Raw genomic sequence first — 13848 nt, 5'->3', positions numbered from 1 at the left:
GGTCCACCTTGCCGTTGACCGTCAACGGCAGCTCATCCAGCACCACCACCGCCGACGGCACCATGTAATCCGGCAACCGCACCGCCGCGAAATCCCGAATATGCACGGCATCCCCGACGACATACGCCACCAGCCGCTTGTCCCCCGGCTGGTCCTCCCGTACGAACGCCGCCACTTGTGCCACGCCGGGGCACTGTCCGAGCACCGCCTCGACCTCGGCCAATTCGATGCGGAATCCCCGGATCTTCACCTGGTCGTCGGCCCGCCCGAGGAACACGAGACGCCCGTCCCGGTCCCAGCGGACCACATCGCCCGTCCGGTACATCCGGCCGCCGAAGGGGCAGGCCACAAACCGTTCCGCCGTCATGCCCGGACGGCCGAGGTAGCCGTTCGCCACGCCCCGGCCCGCCACGTACAGCTCCCCGGCCACACCCACCGGAACCGGGCGCAGAAAACCGTCGAGGACGAATACGCGCAGGCCGTCCCGTGGCCCGCCGATCGGCAGCACGGGCGGCACCTTCGAGCCCGGCTCGACGGCGAACGTCGTGGCGCACAGCGTGGTTTCCGTGGGGCCGTACAGGTGGTGGACCACGGCGGCGGGGCAGGCCTCGGCGACGCGGGCGACGGCTTCGGCGGGGACCACGTCGCCGCCGGTCAGGACGTGCCGGAGGTCAGCGAAGCACTCCGGGGTCTCCTGCGCCAGCACGCGGAACAGGCCGGCGGTCACGTGCACCGCCGTCAGGGCGTGGTCGCCGACGAGACGGCTCAGGGTGTGGCCGTCGAGGTCCGTCTCCGGCGCGACGACCACGCACCCGCCGTTCAGCAGCGGCACCCACAGCTCGAACGTCGAGGCGTCGAAGGCGTGCGGCGCGTGGAACAGGACGCGGCCCGTGCCGATGTCGTCCCAGCAGGAGTCCAGCGCCAGTGCCGCGACACCGCCGTGGGTGGCCAGTCGGCCGCTTCCCGTACCTCCGCCTCGCCCACCACCAGGGCCGGTGCGGAGTCCGCGAGCAGCCAGCACACCCGCTCCGCCGGGTACGACGTGTCCACGGGCACGAACACGGCGCCCGCCTTCACGATGCCGAGGAGCACGACGACCAGCTCCGCCGAGCGGGGAAGCGTCACCCCGACCCGGTCGCCGGGCGTCACTCCCCTGCTGTGCAGGTACCGCGCGAACCGGTTCGCGCGCGCGTCCAGTTCGCCGTACGTCAGGGACACGTCGTCCGCCCGTACGGCGACCTGGGCCCGCGAGCGCCGCACGGCCTCATCGAACAGGCCGAGGACCGTGCGGTCCTCGACGCCCGCCGCTCCGACGTTGACGCCGGAGACGAGGCGTTCCCGCTCCCCGGGGGCGAGGAGTTCGACCGCGCCGAGCCGCAGTTCCGGGTCGGCGGCGACCTGGTCGAGCACCGCGAGCAGCCGGGTGATCAGGTGCTGGGCGCCGTCCGGGTCGAAGAGGTCGGTGGCGTACTCCAGGTAGCCGTCCAGGCCCGCGCCGCCGGTCCGCTCCGCCAGGCCGAGGGCCAGGTCGAACTCGACCGTCGCGGGCGGTACGGGGACCGGTGCCGCGGCGAGGCCGGGCAGGTCCCAGGCGGGGTGGAGGTCGTCCTCCATCACCAGCAGCACCTGGAACAGCGGGTGCCGGGCGGTCGACCGGGCGGGTTTCAGGGCTTCCACGAGGTGTTCGAACGGGAGGTCCTGGTGGGCGTAGGCGGCGAGGTCGGCGTCCCGGGCGCGGGCGACCAGCTCCCGGAAGGTCGGGTCGCCTCCGGCGTCGGTGCGCAGGACCAGGGTGTTGAGGAAGAACCCGACGACGTCGTGCAGGGACTCGTCGGTGCGGTCCGTGACGGGGGTGCCGAGCGGGATGTCGTCGCCCGCGCCGAGCCGGGACAGCAGCAGGACGACCGCGGCCTGGGCGACGGTGAACAGGGTGGCGTCGCAGTCGCGGGCGATCTCGCCCATCCGCCGGTGCACCCGGGCGTCGACGGTGAACGGCAGGACGGCGCCGCGGTGGCTGGCCGTGGCGGGGCGGGGGCGGTCGGTGGGCAGGGCGATCTGGTCCGGCAGGCCGGCGAGGGTCTTGGTCCAGTGGGTGAGCTGTTCGTCGAGCAGGCCGTTGCGGCTGTCGAGGAGGCCGTGCTGCCAGAGGGTGTAGTCGGCGTACTGGACGGGCAGCGGCTGCCGGTCCGGCGCGCGGCCCGCGGCGCGCGCGGCGTACGCCGTCGAGAGGTCGCGCGCGAGGATCCCCATCGACCAGCCGTCGGCGGCGATGTGGTGCACGACCACGAGGAGGACGTGGGTGCCGTCGGGCAGCTCGAACAGCGTGGCCCGCCGGGGCGGTGCGGTGTCGAGCGCGAACCTGCGGCCGATGTGGTCGGCCAGGTCGGTGTCCAGAGCGTCGTCGGTGGTGGGGACGGTGCACAGGTCCCCGGCGTCCAGTACGAACAGGTCCCCGGCGTCCAGCACGAGCTGGTGGGGTACGCCGTCGCGCTCCGGGAAGACCGTACGCAGCGGCTCGTGGCGGGCGATCACGTCCGCCCAGGCGGCGCGCAGCGCGGAAACGTCCAGGGCGCCGGTGAGGCGGACGGCCATCGCCATGTTGTAGGCGCCGCTGGTGTCCTCCAGCCGGTTCGCGAACCACATGCGCTGCTGCCCGAACGACAGCGGCAGGACGTCGGGCCGCTTCGCCGGGACCACGGGCGGGCGGCCGGCGCCCAGCTCGTTCAACCGCCCGGCGAGGCCCGCGACGGTGGGCGACTCGAACACCACGGTGATCGGGATCTCGACGCCCAGGGCGGCGCGGGCGCGGCTGGTCAGCCGCATGGCCAGGAGGGAGTCGCCGCCCAGGTCGAAGAACCGGTCGTCGATGCCGACCCGCTCCAGCCCGAGGACCTCGGCGAACAGGCGGCACAGAGTTTGCTCGTGCGGGGTGCGGGGCGCGCGGTCCGTGGTGGCCGCCGCGTAGTCGGGGGCGGGCAGCGCGGCGCGGTCGACCTTGCCGTTGGCGGTCAGCGGGAGCGCGTCGAGGGCGATGACGGTGGCGGGGATCATGTAGTCGGGCAGCCGGTCGGCGGCGAAGTCCCGTATCCCGGTGGTGTCGCCGACGACATAGGCGACCAGCCGCTTGTCGCCGGGCCGGTCCTCCCGTACGACGACGGCCGCCTGCTCCACACCCGGGGCCCGCCCGAGGACCGTCTCGATCTCGGCGGGCTCGATCCGGAAGCCCCGGACCTTCACCTGGTCGTCGGCCCGGCGCAGGAAGACCAGGTTCCCGTCCCGGTCCCAGCGCACCAGGTCGCCGGTGCGGTACATCCGCCCGCCGCCGTACGGGCAGCCGACGAAACGTTCCGCGGTCAGGGCAGGCCGGTTCAGGTAGCCGGGGGCCACGCCGCGCCCGGCGACATACAGTTCGCCGGTCACCCCGGCCGGCACCGGGCGCAGGGCGCGGTCCAGGACGTAGCCCCGTACGCCGTCGCGCGGGGCGCCGATCGGGAGGACCGCGGGCGCCCGCGTGCCGGGCGGGAGGGTGTGGGTGGTGGCGCAGAGGGTGATCTCCGTCGGCCCGTAGAGGTGGTGCAGCGTGGCGTGTGGGCAGGCCTCGGTGACCCGGGCGACGGCTTCGGCGGGGACCACGTCACCGCCGGTCAGAATGTGTTGGAGACCGGCGAAGCACGCCGGGGTCTCCTGCGCCAGGACGCGGAACAGGCCGGCGGTCACGTGGACGGCCGTCAGCGTGTGTTCTTCCACGAGCCCGGCGAGCGTCGCACCGTCCAGATCCGCCGCGGGCGCGACCACCACGCAGCCGCCGTTCAGCAGCGGCACCCACAGCTCGAACGTCGAGGCGTCGAAGGCGTGCGGCGCGTGGAACAGGACGCGGCCGGTGCCGGTGTCGCCCCAGCAGGTGTCGCGCGCGAGGGCCGCGACGCTGCCGTGGGTGGCCGTCACGCCCTTGGGCGTGCCGGTCGAGCCGGAGGTGTACATCACGTACAGGCCGGACTCCGGCGAGGTCCGGACCGGCAGCGGCGCGGGCGAGAAGTCGCGCAGGGCGTCCTCCCGCGCCGCTTCCGGGCCGCTGATCACCAGCGCGGGCGCGGAGTCCGCGAGCAGGTAGCGCACCCGCTCGGCCGGGTAGGACGGGTCGACGGGTACGGCCACCGCGCCGGCCTTCGCGATGCCGAGGAAGGTGACGATCAGTTCCGCGGAGCGGGGCAGCAGGACGCCCACCCGGTCGCCGGGCGCCACTCCCCCGGTGCGCAGGTGCCGGGCGAAGCGGTTGGCCCGCGCGTCCAGTTCCGCGTACGTGAGGGTGTCCGCGCCGCAGACGACGGCGGGCGCGTCGGGGGTGCGGTCGGCCATTTCCGCGAACCGGGCGGGCACGGTGGTGTCCGGCGGGGCCGGGCGGCCGGTGTTCACCTCGGTGAGCAGCCGCTCCCCTTCGCCGTCGAGCAGCGCCTCGACCCGGCTCACCGGCAGCGCCGGGTCCGCCGTCAGCTGGGCGAGGACCGCGGTGAGCCGGGCGGCCAGGGTGACGGCCGTCTCCCGGTCGAAGAGTTCCGCGTTGTGCCAGAGCCCGCCCTCGATGCCGCGCGGCGCCCCGTCGGCGTCGTGCCGCTCGCTGAGGTTCAGGTAGAGGTCGAAGAGGCCGAACGTCAGGTCGTCCCGGGCCGCCTCGATGCCGACCCGCTCCGCTACGGCGGTCAGTCCGGTCAGGTCCCAGGCGGCGCCGGGCGCGTCCTCCATCACCAGCAGGATCTGGAACAGCGGGTGCCGGGCCAGTGAGCGGTCGGGGTTCAGCACGGCCACGAGGTGTTCGAACGGGAGGTCCTGGTGTGCCTCGGCGGCCCGTTCCGTGGTGCGTACCCGCCGGAGCAGGTCGGTGAAGGCCGGGTCGCCGGTGAGATCCGTCCGCAGGACGAGGGTGTTGGCCGCGAATCCCACCAGGTCGTCGAGGGCGGGGTCGGTGCGGCCGTCGGCCGGGGAGCCGATGGGGATGTCCTCCCCCGCGCCCAGCCGCGAGAGCAGGACGGCCAGCGCGGCCCGTACCACCATGAGCGGCGTGGCGTCGCAGTCGCGGGCCAGCTTCAGCAGTGCCCGGTGGGTGTGCGCCGGGATGCGGACCGGGACGGAGCCGCCCTCGTGCCGGGGCTCGGCGGGGCGGGGCCGGTCGCAGGGGAGGTCGAGCTGGGCGGGCAGCCGTTCCAGGTTCCGCCGCCAGTAGGCGAGCTGGCGCCCGTACACGCTCCCGGGGTCCTGCTGGGTGCCGAGCAGTTCCCGCTGGCGCCGGGCGAAGTCGGTGTACGCGAAGGGCAGCGGCGCCCAGTCCGGCTGCCGCCCCCGCGAGCGGGCGGTGTAGGCCCGGGACAGGTCGCGGGCCAGGATCTCCAGCGACCGGCCGTCCACGGCGATGTGGTGCACCACCAGCAGCAGCACGTGCTCACGGTCGGACAGGGCGTACAGCGCCGCCCGGCACGGCGGCTCGGACCGCAGGTCGAACTCCCGGCCCGCCTCGGCCGCCAGGGCCCCGGCCACCTCGTCCTCGGTGACGCTGTGCGCGGCGAGCCCGGCGGGCGGTTCGTCCAGGACCCGTTGCCACGCCTCGCCGTCCGCCTCGGAGAAGACCGTGCGCAGCGCCTCGTGGCGCCCGACGACATCGGCCCAGGCCGCCTCCAGGGCCGGCCGGTCCAGCGCGCCGGTGAGCCGGACGGCCGTCGCCATCGTGTAGGCGGTGCCGGTGTTCTCCAGCCTGTTGACGAACCACATGCGCTGCTGGCCGGACGACAGCGGAATCCGCGTCGTCTCCGTCCGGGCAGCGCGGATATTCCGGTTTCCGCGCACGCCGAGCTCCCCCCGTGAATTACAACGCCGCGCGGCCACAACTCTTTACGGGGCGCGCGGCGGCAGCTCTTGCGGCGAAGATACCCGCACCGCAGCGGCACCACGCAATGTCCAGTGACGGTCCGGCGATGCGGAATTTTGACGTCCAGAGAAGAAAAACAACGACCGGTTCAGCGTGCGACAGGAGGGAATTCGACGCGGATTTCGAGACCGCCGTCCGGCAGCGGCTCGGCGCGCAGATCCGCGTCGTGGGCGGTGGCGATGGCGGCGACGATCGACAGGCCGATGCCCTGGCCGTCGTGACCGCCGAGGCGGGTCGCCCGCAGCCGCTGGAACGGCTGGAAGATCAGCTCGATCTGGGACGGCAGGACCTCGGGCCCCGTGTTGCGCACGCACAGCGCGGGCCGGTTCCCGCGCAGGCCCGTCCAGACGCGTACCCGGCCGTCCGGCACGTTGTGCCGCACCGCGTTGTCGACGAGGTTGATGATCAGCCGTTCCAGCAGCGGTGGGTCGCCCATGACCGCGGCCGGGGCCAGCTCGCTGCCGATCCGGACACCCGGCGGCCCGTCGCCGGAGCGGGGCTGGTCCAGGTACTCGGCGGCCAGCGCCGCCAGGTCCGCCGGCACCCGCCGGTCCAGGCCGCGCTGGCTGCGCGCCAGCGTCAGCAGCGCCTCGATCAGCTTCTCCTGCCGGGCGTTGCTGCCCAGCACCCGTACGCAGGTCTCCCGCAACTCGGCGGCGCCCGCGTCCGGGTCGGCGAGGGTGATCTCCAGCAGGCTGCGCTCGAAGGTCAGCGGGGTGCGCAGCTCATGGGAGGCGTTGGCGACGAACCTGCGCTGCGCCTCGAACGCGCCCTCCAGATGGTCGAGGAGCGCGTCGAAGGTGTCGGCCAGGTCCTTGATCTCGTCGGACGGGCCGGGGGCGCTCAGCCGCCGGTGCAGGTCGTTCGCCGAGATCGCTTTAGCGGTGTCGGCCATGGTCCGCAAGGGGCGCAGCACCCGGCCGGCCACCACCCAGCCCAGCCACACCGACAGGAAGGTCAGCAGCGCCAGCGCGATCCCGGACGAGGTGAGCAGCTTCTGGAGGTAGTCGCTGAGCTGCTGTTGCAGCCGCTGTTCCAGGTCCACCGTCGGGGCCGGTACGCCGGTGGCGGCACCCAGGCCGCTGGGGCTCACCGTCGCGGCCGGCGGGTTGGGCGGCTCGACGCCGGACCACGGCGGCCGGCCCGCCACCAGCAGGTAGACCACGGTGAGCAGCAGTACCCCGGTGACGAGGAAGAGCGCCCCGTACAACAGGGTCAGGCGCAGCCGGATGGTCCAGCGGACCCCGGCGGGGCGGCCGGGCGCGGGCCGGGCCGGACGCGGTGCGCGGCGCATCCCCGGCGCCCTCAGATCCGGTAGCCGGCCTGGGCGACGGTCTCGATGAGCGGCGGGTCGCCCAGCTTGCGGCGCAGCCGGCTCACGGTGACCTTGACCGTGTTGGTGAACGGGTCGGCGGCCTCGTCCCAGGCGCGCTCCAGCAGCTCCTCGGCGGAGACCACGCGTCCGCCCGCGGACAGCAGCAGTTCGAGGACGGCGAACTCCTTGGGGCTGAGGTCCAGGCGCTTGCCGGCCCGCAGCGCGGTGCGCTTCCCGGGGTCCAGCTTGAGGTCGGCGTGGCACAGCACCGGGGGCAGCGCGGGCTGGCTGCGGCGGCCCAGGGCCCGGATCCGGGCGACGAGTTCGGCGAACGCGAACGGCTTGGGCAGGTAGTCGTCGGCGCCGCTCGTCAGGCCCTCGACCCGGTCCTCGATCGTCGAGGCGGCGGTCAGCATCAGGACCCGCGCCGGGTACCCCTCGGTGACCAGCGTCTGGCACACCTCGTCGCCGTGGACGCCGGGCAGGTCGCGGTCGAGGACGACGACCTCGTACCGGTTGACCGAGGTGCGTTCCAGCGCGGCCGTGCCGTCCAGGGCGACATCGACCGCCATGCCTTCCCGGCGCAGGCCCGCGGCCAGCGTCTCCGCGAGATCGCGATGATCCTCCACCACCAGAATCCGCATGGCCCCCACCGTCGGCTCGACTCCGTTGATCGTGACCTTGCTCGCGGGGCGGTTACAGCGGCGTAAGGCCGCCGGCCGGGGTTACAGGCGCTTAACACCCGGCGTTCCGTCGCGGTAACCGCCCGGTTGGTGAACTGGCTTCCAGACGTCCAGCGTCCCAGAGGAGTTGACATGTCGGCACCGTCCGAAGAGGAAACACCACGTAAGAAGAAGCGCAGGCTGCTCGCCGTGCCGCTGCTCGTCGCGGCACTGGCGGCCGGCGGGACCGTGCTCGTGCTGCAGACCGGCTCGTCGTCCGCGGCCCCGGCCGCGTCGTCGGCGAAGATCGGCGCCGCGGCGGCCACGTCCTCGGCGTCGGCGTCGAGCGGTACGGGCGGGTCCGGCGAGGACGCCTCGACACGGGAGAAGCAGGCCGAGGCGTTCACCCAGTGCATGCGGGAGAACGGGGTCAAGGACTTCCCGGGCATCACGATCAAGGAGAACGGACAGCTCCAGCTGAAGGGCGGGAGCAACATCAACCCGGTCTCCAAGGCGTACCGGGCGGCGGCCAAGACCTGTGCCTCGAAGCTGCCGTCGGGCAGCAAGAGCCTGCCGAAGGAGCCCACCGCGGTGACCCCCGAGACTCCGTCGCTCGGTTTCACCTGCACCGAGGACTGCCCTTCGACGCCCAAGGCGCCGAGTCTGCCTTCTGATTTCTGATCCGTAGGCCCATGTCCAACCGCCCCGAATGGGCGGTTGGACATTCCCGGCATGCCAGGAATCCACAAAATCCGACCCGGCATCACGACAAAATCGCACCTGTAACCGTGACGTAACCGCCCGCCGGTCACCATGGAAGTTTCGCAACCGCCCCATGAATTCCGGCCACCGTTCGAATAACAGGCTCAATTCAGTTCCACGAGCACGACCCGGCGCCGAATTCGCCTCCGTATCGGCCGCCGGGGACCGCGTGGCCCGCCGCGGCCGTTCCCCCGTACGCACGACGCGACGGCCGGGCGCCGCGCCCCGGTCCCCGGCGGTGCACCACCCCGCCCGGCCGGGCCCGTCGGCCGCCGGACGGCCCACCCCCCGGGCCGTCCGGCGGCCGACGGGCAGCCGTCCGGTCCGGAAACGTGATGTTTTCGTGGCGGATCAGAACATAGGCACGGTGAGTCATCCCATAGGGTCGAGCGGTGATCGAACGTCGAAAAGGGGCACACGCCCGGACCACCGCAGCCGCTCCGGGCGGCCGATGGCCCGCCCTCCTCCTCCGGTGGTGGCGGGCCGGATACCTCCGCATACGCCGGCTCCGCCCGGCCTACCCGCGCCCGGGACGCACCGGTTTTCGGCGCTGGATACCGTCGTGGCGCCAGTCGCTGGGCCTGGGCGGCACCTGCGTCGGCGTGCTGGCGGGACTTCTGGCGATCATGTACGCGCGCACCGAGATACCCGCCGACCTGAACGCCTTCGCCACCCAGCAGGACAACGTCTACTACTGGGCCGACGGCACGGAGATGGCCCGCACCGGCGACATCAACCGGCAGGACATGCCGCTGGAATCCGTCCCCGAGAAGGTCCGGTGGGCGGCGCTGGCCGCCGAGAACGAGACGTTCTACTCCGACAGCGGCATCTCGCCCAGCGGCATCGTCCGGGCCGCCACCAAGATGGTCACCGGCGGCGACACCCAGGGCGGGTCCACCATCACCCAGCAGTACGTCAAGAACGCCTACCTCAACCAGGACCAGACGTTCACCCGCAAGCTCACCGAGGCGTTCATCGCGATCAAGCTGGACAACAAGATGTCCAAGGACGAGATCCTCGAACGCTATCTGAACACCAGCTGGTACGGGCGCGGCACCTACGGCATTCAACGCGCCGCGCACGCCTACTACGGCAAGGACGCCTCCCGGCTGAACGTGAGCGAGGGCGCGTTCCTGGCCTCGCTGCTCAAGGGCGCGGCGCTGTACGATCCGGCGCTCGGCGCCGAGTCCCGCAAGCGCGCGGTGGAGCGCTGGAACTGGGTCCTGGACCGGATGGTGGCCATCGGCAAGCTCTCCAAGGAGGAGCGGGACGGCTACACCCGCTTCCCCGAGCCGCAGGCCCCGCCCAAGCCCGCCGGGCTGACCGGGCAGAACGGCTACCTCGTGGAGACGGCCCGCGCCTACGTCGACGCGCACACCGACATCTCCGAGAAGGACTTCGCCCTCGGCGGCTACCAGATCCACACCACCTTCGAGAAGCCGCGGATGACGGCGCTGACCAAGGCGGTCGGCGCGGCGCGCGCCAAGCTCGACCCGGACACCCGGCAGGCCGACCGCAACGTCCGCATCGGCGCCGCGTCGGTGACCACGGACGGGCGGATCGTGGCGCTGTACGGCGGGCCCGACTACCTCAAGCAGGGCTTCAACGACGCCAACTCCTCGGTGGTGCCGTCGGGCAGCGCGTTCACGCCGTTCGTCTACGCCGCGGCGCTGCGCGACGGCGTCGAGCGCGAGCGCGGCAAGCCCCGTACGCCCGTCACCCCGGCCACCGTCTACGACGGCAACAACAAGATCACGCTGCTCACCCCGGAGGGACCGTACTGGGACCGCGCCGGCAAGATCGCCAAGGCGGAGAACGACGGCGGGAAGTCCTGGGGGAAGATCCCGCTGAAGAGCGCGGTCGCGAACTCCGTCAACACCGCGATCATGCAGCTGGGCATGGACGTGGGCCTGGAGCGGGTGGGCAAGGTCGGCGTGCAGACCGGACTGCTGGAGAGCAGCCTCGGCGAGAAGCTGCCGTCGTTCGCCCTCGGCACCGCCACGCCCAGCGCGATCCGGATGGCCGACGCGTACGCCACGTTCGCGGGCCAGGGCAAGCACAGCGAGCCGTATTCGGTCGGCAGGCTCGTGCGCAACGGCAGCAACGTGCCGGTCGGGAAGCCGTCCGTCAAGCAGGTGCTGCCCACGGCGGTGGCGGGCGCCGTGGACGACGCGCTGCGCGAGGCGGTCCGCGGGGGCTCCGCCACCGCGGCGAAGGCCGCCGGCACGGGCGCGGCCGGCAAGACGGGCACCGCGCAGGACAACACGTCCGCCTGGTTCGTCGGCTACCGCGGCACCCTGTCGACCGCCGTCTCGCTCGCCCGCATCGACCCGCGCACCCAGGAGCTCCAGCCGCTGGACGGCATCGGCGGGCGGCACAAGGAGCTGACCGGCAGCACCCTCCCGATCGACATCTGGACGCGTTACATGACCGCCCGCTGAGGGCGGGCGGTCCGGCCGCTTCCCGGTCCGCGGAGCCCCGGGGGCTCCGCGGACCGCGGCGGGGCTACTTCACCACCGAGGACCAGTCCGTGATCTGCGCCGGGTCCAGGCCGCGCAGCCGCTCCAGGACCGCCGGGTCCTGGGCGTCCAGCCAGTCGGCCACCTGCTTGAACGTGACGCAGCGCACCTCCTTCTTCGTGCACACCGCCTTCACGACATCCTCGATGGCCTTCATGTAGATGCCGCCGTTCCAGTCCTCGAAGTGGTTGCCGATGAACAGCGGCGCGCGGCTCCCGTGGTAGACGCGGTTGAATCCGTTGAGATATCCGTCGCGCGTCAGTTTCCGCCACTGCTCGTACTTCGCCGGGTCGCCCTTGGTGTTGTCGCCGGACTGGTTGTAGAGGAAGTTGAAGTCCATGGACAGGACCTGCTTCTCGCTCTTGGGATACGGCAGCAGTTGCAGCGGGAAGTTCCAGATGCCGTTCTTCTTCGACGGCCACACCTGGAAGTCGCCCGGTGAACTGGCGTCGTAGCGCCATTTGAATTCCTTGGCGGCGGTGAGCAGGTTCTCCTGCCCCTCCAGGCACGGCGCACGCCCGCCCACCAGCTCCTTCTTGTAGTCGAAGGGCAGCGGCGGCAGGCTCTTGTAGCCGGTGTTCGTCTTCCAGTTCTCGACGAAGGAATACGACTGCTGGATCTCGCTCTTCCACTCCGCGACGCTCCAGTCGCCGCCGCCCTTGGCCCCGCAGAAGTGGCCGTTGAAGTGGGTGCCTATCTCGTTGCCGTCCAGCCAGGCGGCCCGGACCAGGCGCAGGGTGTCCTTGATGTGATCGTCCGTCGCATAGGAAATCGCGGACTCGCCCGGCTTGTGCTGCGGCGGCTTGTACATCGCCGCCTTGGATTTCGGCAGCAGATACGTACCGGTGAGGAAGTACGTCATCTGGGCCTTGTTCTGCTTGGCGACCTCACGGAAATGGGAGAAGAGGTGGTCGTCCCCCTCCAGCGCGCCGTCCCAGGAGAACACCACGAACTGCGGGGGCTTCTCCCCGGGCTTGAGCTTGACGGGCTTGGGCTGCTTCGGCTGCGGGCCGGTGTACGACGTCGAGCCGTCCCCGAGCACCTTGACCTTGCCGTCCCACTTCTCCTCGGGCTTCGGCGTCGGCGTCCCGTCCTTGCCGTCCTCCGGCGGAGCCGGCCGTGGCTGGGCGGAGTCCCGGGCCGCCGCCTTCTTCCCGTCCCCGCCCTGGTCGTCGGAGCCGCAGGCCGACAGGCCGAGGGCGAGCGCCGCCACGGTGACCAGAGCCGGCGTGCCGAGCACGCTCCTCTTCGACATATTCCTACCCCCTGGCACCAAAACACGTGTTCTGGCCCAAGTATCACAGAGGCATCATGCCGACCATCATCCCCTGGCCCCGCATATCACGTCACAGGGGCGGCCGGGCGGCGGCGCCTTCCGGTGCGCCGCCCGGCCCGGCCGTCAGGTGCGGTAGGCGTAGTAGACCGCGTCCGGGTAGGACGCGATGATGCTCGCCACCGACTTCCGGTAGGTGTTGGTCGAGTGGTACGTCAGGTAGGGCACGCCGTAACTGCTGCGGTACGTCGTCATCATGGAGTGGTCCTTGGACCCGTCGCCGTCGAAGTCCATTTGCATGACATCGCCGATGTCCATCTGGTAGACGTTCGACAGGCTGGTCACGCGCTTGGAGTTCAGCGCGTACCAGGACCACTCGTTGACCCCGAGCCAGCTGTCGGACTGGTAGCTGCTGTCGTACCACCACTTGCGGTAGTCCGAGGCCGAGCCGCCCTCCGGCTTCCAGCCGCCCGCCTTCAGGGCCTGGCTGAGGAAGTTGGTGCAGTCGCCGCCGTCCGCGTTGAACTTGCGGTACTCGGGGTTGTAGTTCCGCCAGTACTTCTCCGTGTACGCGGCCATGGCGGCGTAGTCGTATCCGCCGGTCAGCTGCTTGCGGGGGGTGGCACGCAGCGGCCGGGAGGTCGAGGCGGGCGGCGCGCTGGGCGTGGTGTTCCCGTCGTCCGCGACCGCCGCCGCCCGCAGCGTCGGGGCGTTGATCGCGCCGGGCCCGTCGTCCTTGGACCGGACGCCCGTCAGCTCCCACGTGCCGCCCGGGAGGGCGGTGAAGTCCATCTCGTGGCGGGCCTTGAAGCCGGTGGTGCCCGGCTCGTCGCCGCGGATCTTCTTGTACGTGAGCGTGGTGCTCTCGGTCACCTCGACCGTGGCGCGCCGGCCGGTGACCCGGGCGCCGTCCACGGTGACCTTGGTGTCGGCGGCGGTGTAGGCCTCCCCGAGGGCGGCGAGCCGCTTCTTGCGGGCGCGCAGGGTGGCCACCCCGGCGTCCTCGGAGCGCGCCAGGCCCGCCGACAGGCGCACCTGCTTGCGGGGCAGCGGGGCTATCCGTCCGGAGCGGGTGTCGAGCAGCGCCGCCGTACGCTGCGTCAGCACGGCGTCGGCGGTGCGGCTGAACGTTTCTGCGGTCGCCTGGTCCACGCCGCCGGTGCGGGCGGTCGCCGCCGCGGGCACGGCGGGCAGCAGCACGGCCGCCGTGGCGACGGTGAGCACCGTGCCGACGGCGGATCTGAGGGTCGTTGATCTCACGAATTTTCCCCTTTACACCCCGGCCCACCCGGGCCGGGCAGGGAATCTTTACACAAACTTCCCAAGATTGGATCAGTCGAGTGGGAGGCGATGATGCCGCCACCCGGCGGGCGGGGCGGGACGGGTAGCCCTACTGACCG

At 72.0% G+C, this 13848-nt stretch carries 8 protein-coding genes; 2 read left to right on the top strand and 6 right to left on the bottom strand.

Going from position 1 to position 13848, the window contains the following annotated elements; genetic code table 11:
* The 4 genes from IH45_RS1000000145380 to IH45_RS0122170 all read right to left on the bottom strand — a co-directional run.
* A partial coding sequence (locus IH45_RS1000000145380; protein WP_234440627.1) for an AMP-binding protein occupies window positions 1-898 on the bottom strand: 898 nt, incomplete at its 3' end.
* Entirely contained in the window at window positions 820-5835 is a 5016-nt protein-coding gene (locus tag IH45_RS1000000150040) for a non-ribosomal peptide synthetase (RefSeq protein ID WP_158813220.1), read from the bottom strand. The genes IH45_RS1000000145380 and IH45_RS1000000150040, both read right to left, overlap by 79 nt.
* A gap of 170 nt (window positions 5836-6005) precedes the next feature.
* Window positions 6006-7211, bottom strand: a complete 1206-nt coding sequence (locus IH45_RS0122175) for a sensor histidine kinase (protein ID WP_030671025.1) — start codon at window positions 7209-7211, stop codon at window positions 6006-6008.
* Between the two features lie 11 nt (window positions 7212-7222).
* Window positions 7223-7876 carry a response regulator transcription factor gene (locus IH45_RS0122170; protein WP_030671022.1) on the bottom strand — a complete coding sequence of 218 codons (654 nt, stop codon included), beginning with the start codon at window positions 7874-7876 and terminating at the stop codon, window positions 7223-7225.
* A gap of 171 nt (window positions 7877-8047) precedes the next feature.
* Here IH45_RS0122170 and IH45_RS1000000148865 point away from each other — a divergent pair, with 171 nt between their 5' ends.
* On the top strand, window positions 8048-8575 hold the full coding sequence (locus IH45_RS1000000148865) for a hypothetical protein (protein ID WP_030671019.1): 528 nt from the start codon (window positions 8048-8050) through the stop codon (window positions 8573-8575).
* A 473-nt stretch (window positions 8576-9048) separates the two neighbouring features.
* Complete coding sequence (locus tag IH45_RS0122160; RefSeq protein WP_030671015.1) at window positions 9049-11097, top strand: transglycosylase domain-containing protein; 2049 nt, start codon at window positions 9049-9051, stop codon at window positions 11095-11097.
* Between the two features lie 64 nt (window positions 11098-11161).
* Here the strand turns inward: IH45_RS0122160 and IH45_RS0122155 are convergent, their stop codons facing one another.
* Both IH45_RS0122155 and IH45_RS0122150 read right to left on the bottom strand, forming a co-directional pair.
* Window positions 11162-12430 (bottom strand): polysaccharide deacetylase family protein, encoded by a 1269-nt coding sequence (locus tag IH45_RS0122155; protein WP_030671012.1) that lies wholly within the window; start codon window positions 12428-12430, stop codon window positions 11162-11164.
* 144 nt (window positions 12431-12574) lie between these two features.
* Complete coding sequence (locus IH45_RS0122150) at window positions 12575-13708, bottom strand: amidase domain-containing protein (protein ID WP_234440625.1); 1134 nt, start codon at window positions 13706-13708, stop codon at window positions 12575-12577.
* Window positions 13709-13848: the final 140 nt, after the last annotated feature.

This window comes from Streptomyces rimosus subsp. rimosus (assembly GCF_000720725.1).
Taxonomy (GTDB): domain Bacteria; phylum Actinomycetota; class Actinomycetes; order Streptomycetales; family Streptomycetaceae; genus Streptomyces; species Streptomyces rimosus_A.
Note: the sequence above shows the minus strand (reverse complement) of the source record. Positions and strands in the feature narration are given on the sequence as shown.